Origin of the sequence: Micromonospora sp. CA-111912 (assembly GCF_050948415.1) — a bacterium.
Classification (GTDB): Bacteria; Actinomycetota; Actinomycetes; order Mycobacteriales; family Micromonosporaceae; genus Micromonospora.
Genome location: NZ_CP192007.1, coordinates 3,169,914 through 3,188,585, shown reverse-complemented (window position 1 = coordinate 3,188,585; position 18,672 = coordinate 3,169,914). Strand labels below are relative to the sequence as shown.

Sequence of the window (18,672 nt, the reverse complement as noted above, 5' to 3'; positions counted from 1 at the left end):
TGCTTCGGCTCGGGCCGATGGCGGGCTCAGACGCGGCTCGGGCGGAGTGACAGGCGTGGCAAGAACAGTGCAGATCCGCGCCTACAGAACAGAACTGAGACCAACCGCTGCCATGTCCACACGGCAACCGCTCGGAATCCCGGGTAGATGGCCCTACGGGGTCCCGCTGCCGCGCTGCGACAGGCCGATAGCCGCACTGGGCGGGGCTGTGGACCCTACGAACCTACGAACCGGAACTCTGGCTCTCGGATGTCCACAGTGACCGTCACGCCGTTCGTCGACCGGAACGTGGCTTGCCCGCCGCCAACCTCGATCTCGGTGAACGGGTTGGAGAGGGTCAGATGGACAACCCAGACGAGCTGCCTTGCCGCGTCCAGACGTGCGAACCATCCGGCAGACCCGTGGTATATGCACTCGCCGCAGCACAAGTAGCCCTGACCCGCGTCGAGGTCGACCATCCGAAAAGTGCCGAACCAGGTCGTCGCCTCGGGCTCCTCGCGTAGTTCCTCCTCCGTGTCGAACTCCTCGGCGATCCGCAGTCCCGCAGGGGCGGACGGGGCATCGTCCAGCTCGAACGCGTGGCCGTCGGCGTAGTAGACGGCATCCCAGTTCGGGATCTCGTCCTGAGCCCACATCCGGGTGAGCACACTCACTGCTCGCATCCTCCATTCTGCCGGGCTTCCCGCTCCGCCCGCTCACCGAGACGCTCATCGAACAGATCAGCATGGCTTCACCTCATCGCGACACTCTGACATACCAGGCGATACTCGTGCTGCCGCGAGACCATGGCGTTCGTCGCCGAACTGTTGATAAAGGTTCTACCTGGGATTTAGAGCGTGGATCCGAAGGGGACTGACCTGCGGTTCGCGGCGTGCGTAAGGCTTCCTTCGCGTGGCTCAATGGTCGGACCGGCGTGGGCGCAGGCCGTTGAGGGCGGTGGTGACGACGCGGTCGGCGTACTCGGGAGTGAGCGGCCCGCTGCGGTGCAGCCAGCGGTTGAGCAGGGGGCCCCAGATCATCTCCACGGCCACGTCGAGGTCGAGGTCCTCGGCGAGTTGCCCGGCCTGCTGAGCACTGCGCAGCCGTTGCCGCTTGGCTTCCTTCAACGGCCCGTCCAGCCGTTCGGCGTAGACGGCGGCCAACTCGGGGTCGTGCGCGATCTCGGTGGCCAGCGCGCGCATCGGCTGGTCGTACCGCGGATCGTTCAGCTCCTCGACCGTGGCACGCAGCACCGCTGCCAGGTCGGCTTCCAGGTCGCCGGTGTCGGGCAGCACCGGGGGCTCGCCGCCCTCGCTCTCGCTGAGGCTGAGGAAGGCGTCAAAGACGATCGCGCCCTTGGAGGGCCACCAGCGGTAGATGGTCTGCTTGCCGACGCCGGCGCGCGCCGCGATGCCCTCGATGCCCACTCTGGCGTATCCGACCTCCTGTAGCAGTTCGAACGCCGCCGCGAGGATGGCCCGCCGCGAGGCTTCGTTCCGGCGGGCGGCGTTGGGCGTGGCTCTGCGCTGCGTCGTCACGTGCCGAACGTACCAGGATTGAGACGGACCGTCTCGTCTTGACTTGCGATACGACGCGGTCTACCGTCGCCCCCACAACAAGACGGACCGTCTCGTCTCAAGGGCGAGGGGATGGAGATCCACCATGCGCGCCTCATCCGGCACCGCTCCCCGTACCTGGTTCATCACCGGCGCCAGCCGGGGGCTGGGCCGCGCGTTCGCCGTGGCCGCGCTCGAACGCGGTGATCGAGTGGTCGCCGCCGCCCGGACCATCGCCCGGGGCAACTTCGACGAGCGCCACGGTGACCGGCTGCTCGCCCTGACCCTCGACGTGACCGATCGGGCGGCGGTCTTCGCCGCCGTGGCCACCTCCATCGAGCACTTCGGGGGGCTCGACATCGTCGTCAACAACGCCGGCACCATGTCCATGGGCATGGTCGAGGAGTTCACGGAGGCGCAGGCGCGGGCCCAGTTCGAGGTCAACCTGTTCGGCGCGCTCTGGGTGAGCCAGGCCGTGCTGCCGCACCTGCGCGCCCGGCGGGCCGGGCACATCGTGCAGGTCTCCAGCATCGCCGCGCTCGGCGGCTTCCCGAGCACCGGGATGTACAGCGCGAGCAAGTTCGCGCTGGAGGGCATGAGCGAGGCGCTGGCGATGGAGGCGGCGGCCTTCGACATCACGGTCAGCATCGTGCAGCCCGGCGGCTACTGGACCGACCTGTACGCCAGCATGACCTCCACCACCCCGATGGAGGCCTACGGTCCGCTGCGCGCCGAGTTGGAGCGGCAGTGGGCCGAAGGCTCGATCGACAGTGAGCCCCGACTGGCCGCCGAGGCGCTGCTGAAGCTGGTCGACAGCGACGACCCGCCGCTGCGGCTCCTGCTCGGGAGCATGGTGTACGACGTGGCGTTCGACATCTCACGCCGGCGCATGGAGACCTGGGCGGGCTGGGAGCAGGTCAGCCGGGCCGCCGAGCACGCCGTCCCGGCCCCCGCTGACACGCACTGACGACCCTGTCGACGACACCGACGGCAGTAAGTGCCCCACGCGCTCGACGACTCGTCGGCGGGTGGGGCCTCTGGCATCGTTCACCCGACGGGCAACGACGATCATGGCCTGGCCCCGTGGCAGCACCACGGGCCAGTGCCAGCAGGATCAGCCGTGGTGCACCTCCTCGGCGACCTTGAGCATCAGCCGCCGCGACTCCTCCTCCCCCAGAGCCAGCGCGTCGAGGCTGGCCCACGCCCTCTCGTACGCGGCGATCTCCTCCCGCCGGTCCAGGTAGAGCGCACCGGTCGGCAGCTCCCGATACACCACGGACGGGTCCGGCTCGGCGCGGTCGCCGGGCGGGAAGTCGAGCAGCACGAACGCGCCCGCCACCACGCCCAGGTGCACGCCGGCGGCCAGCGGCACCACCCGGACCGACACGTCGGGCAGGCCGCCCACCTCCGCCAGGTGCCGGAGTTGCTCCGCCATGGTCGCCGGGCCGCCGACGGCGCGCAGCAGCACCGCCTCGGAGAGCACGACGTCGAGCCGGGGTGGCGCGGGCAGCCGCCGCCGCAGCAACCCCTGCCGGCGCAGCCACGCCTCGGCTAGGCGCTCTCGATCCCGCACGCTCAGGTCCGGGCGGGCCGCGCAGGCCTCCGCCGCGTACCCCGGGGTCTGCAACAGCACGGGGACCCGCGCGTCGGCGTGCTCGCGCAGCCGGCACGCGGCGGCCTCCAGGCCCGCGTACAGGTCGAACCAGGCAGGGATCAAGCCGCCGTACGCGTGAAACCAGCCCGTCGACCGCGTCTCGCCGGCCAGGGCGACCAGCGCGGCGACCAGCTCGGGCCGCGCTGCGTACAGCTCGCACAGCGCCCGCACGTCCCGCCCGCGCACGGCGCTGCGGCCCGTCTCGATCCGCCACATCTTCTGCCGGCCGAAGCGCAGCGCCTCCGCCGCGCCGTCCAGCGTCATCCGCGCCTCGGTCCGCAGCTCCCGCAGCGCCCGCCCGAGCTGCCGACGCGGCACGCTCGACGCCCGGTCCTCAGCCATCCGCTCCCCGCCTTCCCGTCGCGCCGCACCCTCGCCACTCCCCCGCACCGCCGGTCACGGCTGCCACCGGCGGTTGCGCCCGCCGAGCGGCTTCGGCCGGTCGGCCTCCGCGCGCTGGTTCATCGCGCGGGCCGCCGGCCGCCGGTCGGGCCACTCGTAGACCACCGCGCCGTCGCACCGCGAGGTCTCCCGAAGCTCGGGTACGACGTGCTCGACCGTCGACCGTCGACCGCCGCCAGCGCCCCGGAACGTTCCCATCTGACATGACCTGCCCGGTCAGCTCCACCGCGACCTGACCCGACCGCAGGAACCACTTCCACCGCCTGCCCATACGTCCTCCCTCGCCACATCGGCACTTTACAACTAAACATGTCAAACATGCTAGTTATTGTAAACATGGCATTGGTTGCATGAGGTTTCACCGGGTGTGATGAAGTCCCGACATGGTGCCCTACGTGCCGCTGTGGCGGAGAATCCGGCAGGACATCCTGGACCGGATCAACGCCGGGATCTTGACGCCCGGCGAGAAGCTACCTACCACCAGGGAGCTTGCCGAGCAGTACGACACCTCGGGAGTGACCGTCAGGAAGGCCGTCGAATTCCTGATCGAGTCAGGCATCCTGGAGGGCAGGCAGGGTATTGGCGTCTTCGTAGCCGAAGACCCGCAGCGGAACTCGTAGGACGCTCGCCCCTACCATGGCCGGGCGGGAAAGCTGCGGCTGGCGGCGAGTCAGGAAGTACAGGAGATGCTCGGCATCTCCCGTGCGGCGAGGAACGCGTGCGTGGCGATGACCAGGCCCTCCAGCGGGGGCAGGCCCTCCAGCGGCGGTGTTGGTGCTGGTCCAGGCCGACGCCGGTCTTGATGGCCTGGAACGATTCCTCGAGGCCCCAGCGTCTGCCGGCAACCCTGATTCCCCTTAAGCCACTTCGACTAATACGGGTCGCGAAACGACTTCGAGTTGGTGATCTGGTAGGCGCGCGTGCAGCAGCGGCCAGCACCACCAGCCCAGACGGCCTGATCCCGATCACCGTCAACGAGCTACGTCGCCTGTTCCACGCCCTGATCCTCGAACCCACCCGACGTGTCGCCGAGGTCATCGCTTCGACGACGACCTCGCCGGCGAAGCCACCCGGATATCGAACCGGATCCGGGGCCTGCTGACGCAAATCCACCCCGCACTGGAACGAGTCCTCGGCCCGAAAATTGGGCACGAGGCGGTGCTGGAGCTGCTGTCGCGCTGCGGCGGCCCGATCGGTCTACGCAGGGCCGGCCGTCGCAAACTGCTCTCGATCGCCGCTGTTCACGCGCCCCGCATGGGTGAGCGGATCGTCGAGAAAATCATGACGGCCCTGGACGAGCAGACCCTCACCGTCCCCGCACGACAGCGGTGGAAACGATCCTGCCCCGCCTCGCTAACAGCCTCCGCGACAACGCGACCTCGGCAGGTATGGGACCCAGGCCTTGTCAGGCCGCCATCCGTTGGCGGGCGGGGCCAGCACCCCGGCTACGGTGGAGGTCAGCTTCCGCCGGTCGCCGGGGTCAGGAACGGCCTGGACGCGCCGCGCAACCGCCGCACTGTTCCTCGCATCCGCAGACGTCACCACAAGAGGCGAGCTTCCACTATCAAGGAGTCAATCCGTGACATTGCTGCAGAAGATGGCGAAAGTGGTCAACAACGTCGTACTCCCGCTGGTGTCTTCACCCACCTTGAGTCGACTGACGGGGAACCGGATGACTGTCATTACCTACACGGGACGCCGGTCTGGTCGAAGTTTCTCGATTCCTGTGGCGTACCGGCGCACAGGAGATCGCGTGAGTATCGACGTCGCCCTCCCAGGCCAGAAGGGTTGGTGGCGTAATTTCACGAGAGACGGAGGGCCAATCGCGATGCGAGTCGATGAAATTGACCGGCCCGGGCATGCGGTCGCGCGGAGGCAGGGTGAAATGGTGCTGGTCGAGGTCGAACTACTCCCCCTACACAAGCGATCATCCTCGGAATGAGCCCCGTGTTTGGGACTGCCCCCGTGATTCTTGGACAGTTCCGTGCCAGGAGCGCCAGAGGGCAGCGTACGTCCCGTCGATGCGGACCAGCTCGTCGTGGCTGCCCAGCTCGGTGATCCGGCCGTCCTCCAGCACCGCGACCCGGTCCGCGTCGTGCGCGGTGTTGAGCCGGTGCGCGATCGCGATGACGGTCCGCCCCGCGAGCACCGCCCCCAGGGCCCGCTCGGTACGCCGGGCGGTGGTCGGGTCCATCGCGGCCGTCGCCTCGTCGAGGATCAGCGTGTGCGGGTCGGCGAGCACCAGCCGGGCCAGCGCGAGCTGCTGGGCCTCGGCCGCGCCGAGTTGCCGGGCACCGTCGCCGAGCGTGGTGTCGAGGCCGTCGGGCAGGTCGGCGTACCAGTCGGCGCCCACGGCGACCAGCGCGGAGCGCATCCGCTCGTCGGAGGCGTCGGGCGCGGCGAAGGCGAGGTTGTCGCGGACCGAGCCGATGAAGACGTGGTGTTCCTGGGTGACCAGGGCGATCCGGCGACGCCGCTCGGCCGGGTCCAGGTCGGTGACCCGGCAGCCGCCGGTGCTCACCTCGCCCTCGCGGGGTGCGTCGATGCCGGCGAACAGTCGGGCCAGGGTGGACTTCCCCGCCCCCGAGGGGCCGACGACGGCCAGCCGCTCGCCGGGGCGTACCTCCAGGTCGATGCCGTGCAGGACGTCGCGGCCGCCGGCGTACGAGAAGCGCACCCCGCGCGCGACGAGCCGCTGCCCCGGCGGCGCTGCGGCCATGCCGGGCGGCTCCGGCGGCACCTCGCCGACGCCGAGCACCCGGGCGTACGACGCGATGCCGCGCTGCGCCTGCTCCGTCCACATCAGGATCCGGTCCAGCGGATCGATGGCCTGTTGCAGGTAGAGCGCGGCGGCGACCACCTCACCCAGCGACACCGTCCCCCGGGACAGCAGGTAGCCGCCGGCGAGCAGCACCGCGGCGACCGGCAGCGGGTAGCTGGCCTCCACCACCGTGAAGAACACCGTCCGCAGCGCGAGGGTCGCCCGGCGGGTGCCCCAGAGCCGGGCGATGCGGTCGGTGCCGTGCCCGATCCGCTCGTCGGCCAGCCGCAGCGCCTCCACGGTGCGGGCGCCCTCGGCGGTGGTGGTCAGCGTCTCGGTCAGCTCGGCGGTGGCGGCCCCCTCGGCGAGGTACGCGGGGCTGGCCCGGCGCAGGTACCAGCGGGTCACCGCCCAGATCGACGGCAGCCCGACCAGGGCGACCAGGCCGAGCAGCGGGTGCAGCAGGAAGATCGTCCCGTACAGCAGCGCCAGCTGCGCCGACGCGATGACCATGGTGGGCACGACGTCGCGGACGGTGGTCCCGACGGTTGACACGTCGACTGAGCTGCGGGTCGTCAGGTCGCCGGAGCCGACCCGCTCGACGACGGAGACGGGCAGGGCGAGGGTCCGCCGGACGAACTCCTCGCGTAGCCGCGCGACGGCCCGCTCCCCGAACCGGTGGCCGGCGTACTGGGCGTACCGGGAGATCAGTGCCTGCGCCAGCACGCAGCCGACGATCGCCAGCGCCAGCCGGTCCACGGTGGCGACGCCGGTGCCCGCGCCGACCTGGTCCACGATGCGGCCGAGCAGCCACGGCGCGGCGAGCCCGGCGACCGTGGCGGCGATGTGCAGCGCCAGCACGACGGCGACCGCCCGCCGGTCCCGGCCGATGAGGTCCACCGTGGCCCGGCGTACGGCGGCCCGGTCCGCCACCGGCAGCCCGCTCATCGCAGCGCCCCCTCGGCCCCGGCGGCCGGGTCGAGGTCGACGGCGTCGCCGTCCCGCGCCACCAACGCCCGGTAGCCACGGTCGCGGTCGAGCAGCTCGGCGTGGGTGCCGGTGGCGACGATCCGGCCGGCGCGCAGGTGGGCGACGGTGTCGGCGTGGCCGAGCAGCAGCGGCGAGGTGGTGAGCAGGATCGTGGTCCGGCCGGCCCGCGCGGCCCGCAGCCGCTCGGCGATCCGCGCCTCGGTGTGCGCGTCCACGGCGGACGTCGGGTCGATCAGGATCAGCACCTCCGGCTCGGCAAGCAGCGCCCGGGCCAGCCGGACCCGTTGCCGCTGGCCGCCGGAGAGCGTGCGGGCGCGGGTGCCGAGCGGGGTGTCGAGGCCGTCCGGCAGCGCGTCGACGACCTCTTCGGCCGACGCTGCCCGCAGTCCCGCAGTCAGCCGCGCGTCGTCGGCGGCGGCGTGGGCCCGGTGTTCGTCGCCCCGGCCGTCGCCGCCGACCGGCCCGGCCCGATCGCCGGCCCGTCCAGCCCGACCGCCGGCCCGTCCAGCCCGATCGCCGGCTCTGCCTGCCTGGTCCCCGGGCCGTCCGGCCCGCAGGACGTCGCGCAGCGTGCCGGCGAAGAGGTACGAGTCGTGGTCGGCGACCAGGATCCGGGCCCGCACGTCGTCAAGCGGGATGGCGGCCAGCGGCACGCCGCCCCAGGTGACGTCGCCGGGGACGTACCGGCCGAGCCGGTCGGCGAGCGCGTCGGCCTCGCCGGGTTCGGCGGCTGCGACGCCGACCAGCCGGCCGGCCGGGACGGTCAGCCCGGTGGCCGGGTCGTGCAGGCCGGTGGCCGGGTCGTGCAGGCCGGTGGCCGGGTCGTGCAGGCCGCCGGGCCGGCCCGGGGCGGCCGGATTCCCGGGCGGACGGGCGGTGGGCACGGTGGCCGGCGGGCCGCCCTCGGGCCGCGCTGCCGGCTCGGCGGGCCGACGCGCTTCAGCAGCCCGGCGCGGCTCGGCGAACCGGCGCGGCTCGGCGGACTCGCGCGGGCCGCCGGCGTCGTCGGGGACCAGGGTGAGAAGGGCGACGATCCGGCCGGCGGCGACCCGGCCCCGGATCAGCTGGTAGCTGCCCTCCAGCAGGAACCAGACCGGCACGATGAGGGTCGCCACGTAGCCGTAGACGGCGACCAGCTGCCCGATGGTGATGTCGCCGGTCACCGCCATCCGGGCGGCGAGCCACACCACGGCCGACAGGAACAGCCCCGGGATGGCGACCGTCAGTGCGTCGATCCAGCTGTAGACGGCCCCGACCCGGTAGCCCTCGGCCAGCAGGCGACGGGAATCGGCGGCGTACCGGCGGGCGAACAGGCCCCGGCCGCCGACCCCGGCGAGCACCCGCAGCCCGGCCACGATGTCGCCCGCCCGGGTGGTGAGGGCACCCTGCTGCTGCCGGTAGACCGACTCCGCCCGTTCCAGGCGGCGCAGCAGCGGCCCGACGACGAGCGCGATCGCCGGCACGCCCACCAGCACGCACACCGCGAGCAGCGGGGACACCGACCACAGCACCACGGCGATGACCGCGTACGCCACCACGGCACCCACCCCCGGGCCGGTCAGCGTCAGCACGTGCGAGACGTGGCTGATGTCGGAGCCGCCGACGGTGGCCACCTCCCCGGCGGCGAGCCGGCGCGGCAGCACCGCGCCGATCCGGGCGAGCTGGCGCAGCAGGACCCCCGCCGAGCGGGCCGTCGCGTCCTCCCGGACGAAGGTCATCGTGCGGTGCCGCATGATGCCCAGGTAGGACAGGCCCACGCCGGCGAGGACGATGGCCACGACCCAGAGCAGCAGGGCGGCGTTGTCGCCGGCGCGCAACCCGTCGTCGACGGCCCGGGCGATCAGGTACGGCCGGACCGACAGCCCGATCATCCAGGCCGTGCCGAACAGGCTGCCGCGCAACACCCGCCAGGGCTGGCAGCGGACCAGCCACCAGATGTAGCTCAGCGGCCCTCTCGTGTCCGGGACACCGGGATCGGGGTGGGGAATCTGCGGCGGCACCCGCCCACGCTACCCACCCGACTTCGCGCCGCGCAGACCATTTCCCGCCCGATCCGCCCGGCAGCCGCCTCACCACTCCCCACTGAATGATGTTTGGCGCAGCTGGGCAGTCGGAATGACCGGGGCAACGATCGACGACTCTCAGGTGCGGGCACCCAAGCACGGCCCAGAACCGGTCCGAGCCCGGTCGACCGCCTGAAGCCGGCCTCGAAGCACCACGGCCCCGTTGAGGTGGCTCTCCATGATCGTCTGCTGATAGTGGAGAACTCGCCCGGCGTGTCGTCTCAGAAATCAGCAGACGATCAAGCCGCCGACGCCCGGCAGGGGTGGTCCGCCCACTGTGGTCGAGGGACGCCGAGAGCAGCGAGACGCCCGGATTGTGGGCGACCAGCGCTCGAAGGGTCAGGAGTTGTCAGGTGGTCGGTGTGGTGAGGAGGTAGTCGTCCGCGTCCGCGTTCCACTCCAGCCGGACCGCCCCGCTGGTGGCGGCCGCCTTGCAGAACTGGAGGAAACCCCGGTAGCCGAGCTTCTTCTCGCTGAAGTCGGGCCGGACCCGGCGGAGCTGGTTCTTCAGCCCGGACAGGGCCACCGCCCCGTCGGCCCCGGCCAGGTCCTGGACCACGGAGCGCACCAGCGCGAACGCCACCTCCTGGTCGCCGTGTTCGGGCAGGGACACCTCGGGGTCGCCCTTGGCCGGGCCCTCCGCCAGCTCGATCACCCGCTGCGCGGCGAGGTGCCGCAGCAGCTCGCCGAAGGTGCGGAACCCGTAGTCGGACTCGCTGAAGGTCGGGTCCTTGCGCAGCAGGGTGCGCTTCAGCGTCGAGGCGGTCACCTCGCCGCCGGAGCTGCCCTGGAGGCCGGCCACCGTCTGGGCCACCAGGACGGAGAGGGTGTCGACGTCGCGCACGGGCTCCTCGACCGTCGGCTGGGGCTCGGGTTCCTGCTCCACCGGCTGCGGCTCCGGGCTGGGCAGCCGCGCCGGGCGGCTGCGCTTGGCCCGGGCCGGCGGGACGTCGACGCCCTCGAGGCGGTCGTAGTAGAGGAACTCGTCGCACGCGGGCGGCAGCAGCGCCGAGGTGGACTTCTCCACGCCCACGCCGATGACGCGCTTGTTCAGTTCGCGCAGCTTGTGCACCAGCGGGGTGAAGTCGCTGTCACCGGTGCAGATCACGAACGTCGAGACGTACGCGCGCTCGAAGGCCAGCTCGACGGCGTCGACGGCCATCTTGATGTCGGCGGCGTTCTTGCGCGACGCGCCCATCCGCTGGGGCATCTCGATGAGCTCGACGTGGGACCGGGTGAGCATCCGGCGGTCCTCGTCGAAGTACGACCAGTCAGCGTACGCCCGCCGCACGACCACCCGACCACGCTCGGCGAGGGCATCGGCGATGGGACGCAGGTCGAACGCCATGCCGCCGAGGTGTTCGCGGGCCCCCAGGGCGAGGTTCTCGTAGTCGAGGAAAAGGGCGATCCGGTCTTCTTGATCCACGGCCGCCAGCCTACGCCCGGCCACCCGGCCCACCAGCGGGTACGCGCCGCGAACCGCCATCGCGTGCGGGGCTCGCCGCCGTCAACGCCGCCCTCGCCGGCTGTCGCGGTCAGGTCCCGGCGGGGCGACCCAGGTCCGGTCCGAGTGTCGTGCCACGGCGTCGGCCGGGGCGCGGGCCTGCCCCTCGTCGCGGACCGAGCCGAGCAGGATGTCCAGCGGGACCGGGCGTCCCAGGTGGAAGCCCTGGCCGGCGTCGACGCCCAGCCGGCGCAGCGCGGGCACCAGCGGTTCACGGTCGACCGACTCGGCGACCGTGTGCATGCCCAGCCCGTGCGCGGCGCGGACGACCGCGTCGATGAGGACCGGGTCGGCTCCGCCCCGGTCGGCCTGGTGGACGAAGTCACCGGCGATCTTCACGGTGCTGAACGGCAGGTGCTTGAGGTAGGTGAAAGACCCGAACCCGGCGCCGAAGTCGTCCGGGCTCAACCGGCAGCCGGCGTTACGCAGCGTACGGGCCAGGTTGCGGACCGCCGCCACGTTGGTGATCGCCGCCGTCTCGGTCACCTCCAGGCCCAGCCGGCCAGCCTCGACGCCGGCCGCGCGCAGCCGCCCCACCACCCAGTCGCCGAAGCCCGGCGACTCCATCGAGCGGGCGGAGATGTTGACGTCGAAGCACATCCCCGCCGCCACGGCCGACGGGTCGGCCAGCGCCGACGCGGCAGTGGCCACCACCCACCGGTCGAGCTCGCCGATCAGGTCGTCGCGTTCCACCGTGGGCAGGAAGTCGGCCGGGGGCAGCGGCGGCTGCCGGCCGTCGCGCAGCCGGATGAGCAACTCGTGGCTGACCACCTCGCCGGTCAGCAGGTCGACGATCGGCTGGGCGTCGAGTTGCATCCGGTGCTCGTCGAGGGCGGTGCGGACCCGGGTCACCACGTTGACCCGCTGCACCGCGTGCCGGTACTGCTCCGGGAGGTACAGCCGGGCCCGGTTGCGGCCGGCGTTCTTCGCCTCGTACAGGGCGAGGTCGGCGTGGGCGAGCACCACGTCCCGGCTGTCGCCGGGCCGCAGCGAGGCGGCCCCGATGCTCAGGGTGACCCGCAGCCCGGCGTCGGTCAGCGGCACCGGGGTGCCCACGGCTGCGTTGCACAGGCCCTCGGCGACGGCGAGGGCGTCGCCGGCCGAGGCGTCGGGCAGCACGACCGCGAACTCGTCGCCACCCAGCCGGCCCAGCACCGTGCCGGGCGGGAGGTGGTGGGCGAGCAGCCGGGCCAGCACCCGCAGGACGTCGTCGCCCACGCCGTGCCCGTGCACGTCGTTGATGTCCTTGAAGTTGTCGATGTCGATCAGCAGCAGCGCGCCGGACGGGTCGCCGCCCGGGACCAGCAGGTCGTCGAGGCGGGCGAGCAGGGCGCGACGGTTCGGCAGGTCGGTCAGCGGGTCGTGCTCGGCCAGCCGGGTCAGCTCGTCCTGGGCCCGGAGCCTCTCGGTGATGTCGCGGGCGGTGCCCAGGACGCGCGCCGGGGCGCCGTCCCCGTCGGTGAAGACCTCGCCGTAGCACTCGAAGACGCGCAACGTCTCGCGGTCCGCGAGGTACATCCGGTGGGTGAACGAGAACGGCGCCCCGGTGCGCAGCGCGGTCTGCAGGGTCCGCTCGATCATGGCTGCGTCGTCGGGGTGCAGCAGCTTCCGGTACGACGGGTAGTCCAGCGCGGTGCCCGGCGGGAAGCCGACCATCTGCAGCAGCACGTCGGACCAGACGATCTCGCCGGTCGGCACGTCCCACTCCCAGCTGCCCACCTTGGCGAGCTGCTCGATGTGGGCCAGGCGCCAGCGGTGGTTACGCCCCTGCTCGCGCTCCCGGCGTTCGGCGGTGACATCGCGCACCTCGTACAGGCGCAGGCACTTTCCTTCGTGGTGCATGCCCTGGCAGCGCACCTGGAGCCAGCGGGCGGTGCCGGCGGCGTCGGGCCAGGGGGCCTCGACGGCCGGGCCGCCCGGCTCCACCTGGGTCACCGGCAGGTCCTCCGGCCGGACGCCCAACCGCCGTGCGGCCTCGTTCGACCACAGGCACCGGCCGTCTGGGCCGAGGACCATCAGTGCGGTGGGGGCGGCGTAGGCGGCGGCTGCGGGCAGAGTCCTCACCTGGTGGTCACCCCGTCCCTTGCCCCGTCACGACACCAGCACACGGTGATCCGACCGCGACGCGGAGTCTACCCACGGGAGTGAGCGCGGTGCTCGCCGCGCTCACGGGTGACCGGTGGGTACGCGCCGCCGCACGCGGGCTGGGCGCGCGACGCCGGCCCCACCGCCCCGCGACGGGTGGTGGGGCCGGCGCCCCGACTGACTGATCAGGCAGGTCGACCCCCTGCGCGAAGGTGCCCGACCGGTATCGGCTAGGAACATCACATGCCGCGCTACCTGCTCTTTCCCGGCCGCCACCATCTGTTGACCCGTTTCCAGGCGGAGTACCTGCGCCAGCTCGCCGGCGACGGGGCCGGCGACGGCGACGGGGCCGGCGACGGGGCCACCGTGGTCTGGGCGGTCACCTCGGCCAACCACGAGAACACCCGGCGCAACCCGGTCCCCTACCACCGCCGGGAGGCGGCGATCGAGCGGTTCAGCGTCCTCGCCGGGCTCCGCTCGGTGGTCGTCCCGGTCTTCGACACCGCCGTGACGGACCGGTTCGCCGAGGTGACCCTGAAGAACGTGGCGGCGGCCACCGGCCTGGAGCTGACTCCGGCGGACACGGTGGTCGCCTGCTCCACCCCGGAGGTGGCCGCGATGTACGAACGGCTCGGCTTCCCCATCGCCGGGGTGGAGGCCGACGTCGCGCCGGCACCCGCCCGGCCGTGGGACGTTCTCCTGCGGCTGGCCGACGGCGACCCGTCGTGGCGGGACCTCGCCCACCCCGCGACGATCGACGTGTACGCCCGCTACCGCCTCGACGACCTGGTGCGGGCGGTGGTCAACGACCCCGTAGTCGGCGACGAGGGCGGCCTGACCCCCACCCGCGACTACCGGACGTACGCCGAGGCGTTCGCCGACGCCGCGCAGCGCAAGTGGGCGGCGGTGCGCGAGCGCGTCCGGCCGGGGCGGATCGTCGACATCGGCTGCGGCGCCGGCGCCGTGCTGGAGTTGGCTGACCGGGAGCCGGCCCTGCGGGAGAGCGACCTGATCGGCGTCGAGGTGGCCCGGCACCTGTTCGAGGAGTGCGTGCACAAGAAGGCACAGGGCTTCTTCACCAACCCCAACGTCTTCTTCTACCGCCGCAACGTGCTCGGCGGGGCGGTGTTCGCGCCGCGCTCGGTGGACACCACGATGACCTTCGCGCTGACCCACGAGATCTGGTCGTACGGTGACAGGATGGCCTCGCTGCGCCGGTTCGTGCAGGCCATCTACGACCACACCGTGCCCGGCGGGGTATGGATCAACAGCGACGTGTGCGGGCCGGACGGCCAGGACCGGACGGTGCGACTGCGCCTGGCTACGGCGGACGGCACGAACCCGGCCCGGCCGCGCACCGACCTGGCGTCCCTGCCGCCGGCGGTGGCGGCGGCCCACGTCGCCGGGCTGTCGACGCGGGCCCGGCTGGATCAGTTCGCGGTCGACTGGCGGTTCCCGTTCGCGTACCGGCCGGTGGTGGAGCCGGCCGGGGCGGTGGTAGAGCCGGCCGGGGCGGTGGTGGAACTGACGCTGGGCGCGGCGATGGACTTCCTGACCCGCAAGGACTACACCGACAACTGGCTGTCGGAGACCCAGGAGCAGTTCTGCGGCCTGGAGTACGCCGACTGGAAGGCGCTGCTGGCCGACGTCGGCTTCGAGGTCGGCCCCGCCAGCGGGCCGTACCGCAACGACTGGATCGCCACCAATCGCCTCGACCCGGTCGCCGCCCTGTCCACCCCGGACGGCCGGCCGCTGGACTGGCCGGTCACCCACGTCCTCCTGGTCGCCCGCCGCCCGGTCAACACCTGACCCGGCCGGCCACCCGGCGGTCCCGGGGACGACGCCGGACCGGATCGGGAACGGGAACGGGAACGCGTCCGGGGCGGCCTTGAGCTACCCGGGACCGCCGTGAGATTCTGATACGTCGATTAGTCGCCGCGCGGGGCTGACAGTCGTCCGATGGGCAACCGGGGGCCAGCACGGCCCCCGGGGGACGGCGGCAACTGCGATGACCACCGGGCAGTCCGTCCACGAGTCCGCCCGCCGCCGCCCCGGCGCACCCGCAGGTGCGAGCCACCCGTCACCGGCAACGGGCGAGTCTCCGTCGTACCCACGAAGGAAACTCCACCATGCAGAACCCGATCAGCCCCGCGCAGCCCCCGCCGTCGCGCCCGGCCCGGTCCGCCCGCCGCCGCTGGCCGTCCCTCGCCGCGAGCCTGCTGCTCGTCGCGGCGGCGTCGGCCACGGTCAACCCGCCGAGCGTCAGCGCGGCGACCACCGCCCCGGTCGCCGTCACCGTCAACGCGCGGGCGGGACTGGCGACCGTGCCGGACACCGCGCTGGGCGTCAACCAGGCCATCTGGGACCAGAACCTGGGCACCGACGAGACGTCGGACCTGCTGCGCGACGCCGGCGTGAAGATGCTGCGGTACCCGGGCGGCTCGTACGCCGACATCTACCACTGGAAGGACCACACCGCCCCCGGCGGGTACGTCGCTCCGAACACCGACTTCGACACCTTCATGGCCGGGGCCAGGCGGGTCGGCGCCCAGCCGATGATCATCGCGAACTACGGCACCGGCACGCCGGCCGAGGCCGCCGACTGGGTGCGGTACGCCAACGTCACCAAGGGCTACGGCGCGAAGTACTGGACGGTCGGCAACGAGAACTACGGCAACGGCCACTACGGGTCGGCCTGGGAGGCCGACGACCACCCCGACAAGAGCGCCAACCAGTACGCCCGGCTGGTCGTCGACTACGCCGACGCGATGAAGGCGGTCGACCCCACGATCAAGGTCGGCGCGGTGCTGACCATGCCGGGGAACTGGCCGGACGGCATCACCGCCGGCAGCGACCCGGGCCCGTGGAACTCCACGGTGCTCTCCCTCGCCGGACCGAAGATCGACTTTGTCGACGTGCACTGGTACCCGGGCGGCAGCGCCGCCGAGTCGCTGGAGCGCACCGGCCACATCGACGACGCGGCCCACCTGCTGCGGCAGCAGATCGCCCGGTACGCCGGACCGAACCCGGGACGCATCGGCATCAGCTTCACCGAGATGAACGTCGACACGGGGCGGACCACCCAGCCGGCCGCGCTGTTCCTCGCCGACGCCTACAGCGACCTGCTGGAGAACGGGGTCTTCACGGTGCAGTGGTGGAACGTGCACAACGGCATCGGCACGGTCTCGCAGGTGGCGGGGCACACCGACTACGGCGACTTCGGCATCCTCTCCAGCGGGGGCTGCACCGCCGACGGGTCGGTCTGCGAGCCACCGCTGAACACGCCGTTCGCGCCGTACCACGGGCTGTCCATGATGAACCTGTTCGCCCGGGCCGGCGACCAGTTCGTCCGCGCCGGCACCGACCGGCCGCTGGTCACCGCGCACGCCGTGCGCCGGGGCAACGGGGACCTCGCGGTGCTGCTGGTCAACAAGGACCCGGACAACGAGCACCCGGTCACCATCGACTACGCCGGGTTCACCCCGTCGGGCGCCGCGCCGACGGTGCACACCCACACCAACGGCGCCACCGCCATCGCCACCGGCCAGTCCGGCAGCGCGACCAGCCGGGTCCTGCCGCCGTACTCGCTGACCACGCTCGTGCTGCGCCCGGCCGGCGTGGTCACCGGGCAGCCCGGCGCGCCGGGCCAGCCCACCGCCACCGCCGTCACCGACCGGGGCGCGACCATCTCCTGGCCCGCGGCGACCCCGGGCCGCAGCCCGATCGCCAAGTACGAGGTGTGCCGGCAGAACGGGGCGGTCAGCGAGCAGCTCGGCGAGACCCCGGCGACCTCGCTCACGGTCGGCAACCTCGTCCCCGGCGGCAGGTACACGGTCAACGTGCTGACCCGGGACACCGCCGGCCGGGTCTCCTGGTCCTCACCGCCGCTCACCTTCACCACGGGCAGCCCCGCCACCAGTTCCTGCGGTGTCCGCCTGACCGACACCTCGAACTGGGGCAACGGCTACGTCGGCGCCGTCGACATCGTCAACAACGGGGCCGCCCCGATCAACGGCTGGACGCTCACCTGGACCTGGCCCACCACCTGGCAGCAGGTGAACAGCGGCTGGAGCGCGAACTGGGAGCAGGTGGGCCGGACCGTCCGGGTCACCAACACCGCCGACAACCGGCAGATCGCCGGCGGCGGGGGCAGCACGAGCGCCGGCTTCGTCGGCTCGTACGGCGGCCCGAACGTCCTGCCGACCGCGTTCGCCCTCAACGGCGTCGTCTGCACCGTGCTGTGACGTCGCCGTCGGCCCAGGCCCGGCACCCGCCGGTCCCGGGCCGACGGTCTCACCCCGGCGGGTGCGGCCCCAGGGCCCCGGCCCTCACCCCGTACACCACCACCAGGAGCGCCATTTCCGACGCCAGGCCAAATCATGACTGACACATGGGAGATCTTGGAACGCAATGGCCCCTGCAGGGGCCATTGCGTTCCAAGATCTCCGGTCATCCTAATGTGCGGGACGGAATTCCTGGGAGGTGGACAACTTCGGGTGAGTTCGGCAGGGAGGCGGCGATCAGCGTGGCGGGACGGGACTCCCGTTGGGGTGGGGGCGGGACCGGCGGCGGGATGGAGTGGCCGGTCGCGCGGCGACCGCCGCACCGGAGGCACCCGCGCACGCGGCTTCGATATGCGAGCCTGGAGGCAGAATCGACAGATTGAAATATCGGCACGGCGTTATGACGCGCCACCATGCGTAACCCGCGCCGTTCCCCGCTCGAAACTCGGGTGCCGTGCGTCAGGAGGCGGAGAGCCGGCCCAAGTGGTCGCCGAAGCGGTGAGCTGGCCGGTAGCCCCGGGCGCGGGCCCGGCTGATGTCCAGCACCATGTCCCGGGCGAGCTGGTCGACGGCGTACCGGGTCAGCACCGGCGCCCGGCGGGTCAGCCGGGACAGGGCGGTCGCCGCGCCGGCCGCGCCGGCGGCCAGCCCCACCGGCAGGTGGAGGAGCCGCGCCGGGTGGCCGGTCGCGGCGAGCACCGCGCGCAGCACGGCGTCGCGCGAGTACGGCCGATCGTCCGCGATGTTGTACGCGCCGGCCGGCCAGGCGAGCGCGGCCAGGCAGGCGTCGGCGAGGTTCTGCACGGCGGTGAGGCTGAGCCGGACGTCCGGACCGGGCACCGGCAGCCACCCGCCCCGGCGGGCCCGAAGCAGCCGGGGCAGCAGGTGCGGGTCGCCGGGCCCGTACACGGCGCGGGGGCGCAGCACGACGGCCCCGGTCGCCAGCGCGAGCCGCTCCCCGGCGGCCTTGGTGCGCCCGTACGCGGAGAGCTGCCCGTCGACCGGGTGGTCCTCGGTGACCAGGGTCGCTCCCCCGGGCCGGTAGACGCTGGCGCTGCTCATCCAGACCAGCGGGCGGTCCCCGGCGGCGTCGAGCAGCCGGGCGGTGCCGTCCACGTTGACCGCCCGGTAGGCGCGCTCGGCCACCGGGCCGGGCACCGGGTCGCCGACGGCCGCGGCGAGGTGGATGACCAGGTCGGCCCCGGCGAGGTCGGGCACGGCGCGGCCGGCGTCCCAGGGCACGTGCCGGCCGACCGGGCCGGGGCGCCGGCCGAGGCAGCGAACCCGGGCCCCGGCGGCCTCGGCGGCCCGCGCCACGGCGGCCCCGCAGAAGCCGCTCGCGCCGGTGACCACCACCTCGACTCCGGTGAGGTTCACCGGCCGGCTTGGACCACC

14 protein-coding genes and 1 pseudogene are annotated in these 18,672 nt (G+C 72.7%); 6 read left to right on the top strand and 9 right to left on the bottom strand.

Annotated features, from left to right (window positions below; genetic code table 11):
• Nucleotides 1–215: 215 nt before the first annotated feature.
• Nucleotides 216–653, bottom strand: coding sequence for a hypothetical protein (locus ACQPZO_RS13210; protein ID WP_433350146.1), 438 nt, complete (start codon nucleotides 651–653; stop codon nucleotides 216–218).
• Nucleotides 654–896: 243 nt separating this feature from the next.
• Nucleotides 897–1,517 carry a TetR/AcrR family transcriptional regulator gene (locus ACQPZO_RS13205; RefSeq protein ID WP_433350144.1) on the bottom strand — a complete coding sequence of 207 codons (621 nt, stop codon included), beginning with the start codon at nucleotides 1,515–1,517 and terminating at the stop codon, nucleotides 897–899.
• Nucleotides 1,518–1,641: 124 nt separating this feature from the next.
• On the opposite strand from ACQPZO_RS13205, the gene ACQPZO_RS13200 reads away from it, so the two are divergent.
• Nucleotides 1,642–2,502, top strand: coding sequence for an SDR family oxidoreductase (locus ACQPZO_RS13200; protein ID WP_433350142.1), 861 nt, complete (start codon nucleotides 1,642–1,644; stop codon nucleotides 2,500–2,502).
• Between the two features lie 147 nt (nucleotides 2,503–2,649).
• On the opposite strand, the gene ACQPZO_RS13195 is transcribed toward ACQPZO_RS13200, so the two are convergent.
• Together ACQPZO_RS13195 and ACQPZO_RS13190 are read right to left on the bottom strand one after the other, a co-directional pair.
• Entirely contained in the window at nucleotides 2,650–3,531 is an 882-nt protein-coding gene (locus ACQPZO_RS13195; RefSeq protein WP_433350140.1) for a helix-turn-helix domain-containing protein, read from the bottom strand.
• Between the two features lie 54 nt (nucleotides 3,532–3,585).
• Entirely contained in the window at nucleotides 3,586–3,789 is a 204-nt protein-coding gene (locus ACQPZO_RS13190; protein ID WP_433350139.1) for a hypothetical protein, read from the bottom strand.
• Between the two features lie 185 nt (nucleotides 3,790–3,974).
• On the opposite strand from ACQPZO_RS13190, the gene ACQPZO_RS13185 reads away from it, so the two are divergent.
• The 3 genes and pseudogenes from ACQPZO_RS13185 to ACQPZO_RS13175 all read left to right on the top strand — a co-directional run bounded on the left by ACQPZO_RS13185 (nucleotide 3,975) and on the right by ACQPZO_RS13175 (nucleotide 5,533).
• Nucleotides 3,975–4,211 carry a GntR family transcriptional regulator gene (locus ACQPZO_RS13185; protein WP_433350137.1) on the top strand — a complete coding sequence of 79 codons (237 nt, stop codon included), beginning with the start codon at nucleotides 3,975–3,977 and terminating at the stop codon, nucleotides 4,209–4,211.
• A gap of 421 nt (nucleotides 4,212–4,632) precedes the next feature.
• Nucleotides 4,633–4,958, top strand: a pseudogene (locus ACQPZO_RS13180) (IS110 family transposase); the annotation flags it as partial.
• A 212-nt stretch (nucleotides 4,959–5,170) separates the two neighbouring features.
• Nucleotides 5,171–5,533 carry a hypothetical protein gene (locus ACQPZO_RS13175; protein ID WP_433350135.1) on the top strand — a complete coding sequence of 121 codons (363 nt, stop codon included), beginning with the start codon at nucleotides 5,171–5,173 and terminating at the stop codon, nucleotides 5,531–5,533.
• Here ACQPZO_RS13175 and ACQPZO_RS13170 read toward each other — a convergent pair.
• From ACQPZO_RS13170 to ACQPZO_RS13155, 4 genes are all read right to left on the bottom strand, one after another.
• The gene (locus tag ACQPZO_RS13170; RefSeq protein WP_433350133.1) at nucleotides 5,519–7,300 is read right to left on the bottom strand and encodes an ABC transporter ATP-binding protein; all 1,782 of its coding nucleotides are present in this window, start codon (nucleotides 7,298–7,300) and stop codon (nucleotides 5,519–5,521) included. The genes ACQPZO_RS13175 and ACQPZO_RS13170 overlap by 15 nt on opposite strands.
• Nucleotides 7,297–9,342, bottom strand: a complete 2,046-nt coding sequence (locus tag ACQPZO_RS13165; protein WP_433350131.1) for an ABC transporter transmembrane domain-containing protein — start codon at nucleotides 9,340–9,342, stop codon at nucleotides 7,297–7,299. Before ACQPZO_RS13165 ends, ACQPZO_RS13170 begins: the two co-directional genes overlap by 4 nt.
• A gap of 412 nt (nucleotides 9,343–9,754) precedes the next feature.
• Entirely contained in the window at nucleotides 9,755–10,831 is a 1,077-nt protein-coding gene (locus tag ACQPZO_RS13160) for an NYN domain-containing protein (RefSeq protein WP_433350129.1), read from the bottom strand.
• Between the two features lie 81 nt (nucleotides 10,832–10,912).
• Nucleotides 10,913–12,973 carry a putative bifunctional diguanylate cyclase/phosphodiesterase gene (locus ACQPZO_RS13155; RefSeq protein ID WP_433350128.1) on the bottom strand — a complete coding sequence of 687 codons (2,061 nt, stop codon included), beginning with the start codon at nucleotides 12,971–12,973 and terminating at the stop codon, nucleotides 10,913–10,915.
• 264 nt (nucleotides 12,974–13,237) lie between these two features.
• Between ACQPZO_RS13155 and ACQPZO_RS13150 the strand changes: the two genes are divergently transcribed.
• Complete coding sequence (locus ACQPZO_RS13150) at nucleotides 13,238–14,803, top strand: class I SAM-dependent methyltransferase (protein ID WP_433350126.1); 1,566 nt, start codon at nucleotides 13,238–13,240, stop codon at nucleotides 14,801–14,803.
• A gap of 320 nt (nucleotides 14,804–15,123) precedes the next feature.
• On the top strand, nucleotides 15,124–17,238 hold the full coding sequence (locus ACQPZO_RS13145) for a cellulose binding domain-containing protein (RefSeq protein WP_433350124.1): 2,115 nt from the start codon (nucleotides 15,124–15,126) through the stop codon (nucleotides 17,236–17,238).
• A gap of 498 nt (nucleotides 17,239–17,736) precedes the next feature.
• Here the strand turns inward: ACQPZO_RS13145 and ACQPZO_RS13140 are convergent, their stop codons facing one another.
• A complete protein-coding gene (locus ACQPZO_RS13140) occupies nucleotides 17,737–18,654 on the bottom strand; it encodes an NAD-dependent epimerase/dehydratase family protein (protein ID WP_433350122.1) in 918 nt (305 codons plus the stop codon).
• Nucleotides 18,655–18,672 lie beyond the last annotated feature (18 nt).

Bases quoted from the DNA above. Each gene is read 5' to 3' on its own strand.
- ACQPZO_RS13195 (WP_433350140.1), bottom strand. From the start codon at position 3,531: ATGGCTGAGGACCGGGCGTCGAGCGTGCCGCGTCGGCAGCTCGGGCGG.
- ACQPZO_RS13170 (WP_433350133.1), bottom strand. From the start codon at position 7,300: ATGAGCGGGCTGCCGGTGGCGGACCGGGCCGCCGTACGCCGGGCCACG.
- ACQPZO_RS13150 (WP_433350126.1), top strand. From the start codon at position 13,238: ATGCCGCGCTACCTGCTCTTTCCCGGCCGCCACCATCTGTTGACCCGT.
- ACQPZO_RS13190 (WP_433350139.1), bottom strand. From the start codon at position 3,789: ATGGGAACGTTCCGGGGCGCTGGCGGCGGTCGACGGTCGACGGTCGAG.
- ACQPZO_RS13185 (WP_433350137.1), top strand. From the start codon at position 3,975: ATGGTGCCCTACGTGCCGCTGTGGCGGAGAATCCGGCAGGACATCCTG.
- ACQPZO_RS13200 (WP_433350142.1), top strand. From the start codon at position 1,642: ATGCGCGCCTCATCCGGCACCGCTCCCCGTACCTGGTTCATCACCGGC.
- ACQPZO_RS13145 (WP_433350124.1), top strand. From the start codon at position 15,124: ATGCAGAACCCGATCAGCCCCGCGCAGCCCCCGCCGTCGCGCCCGGCC.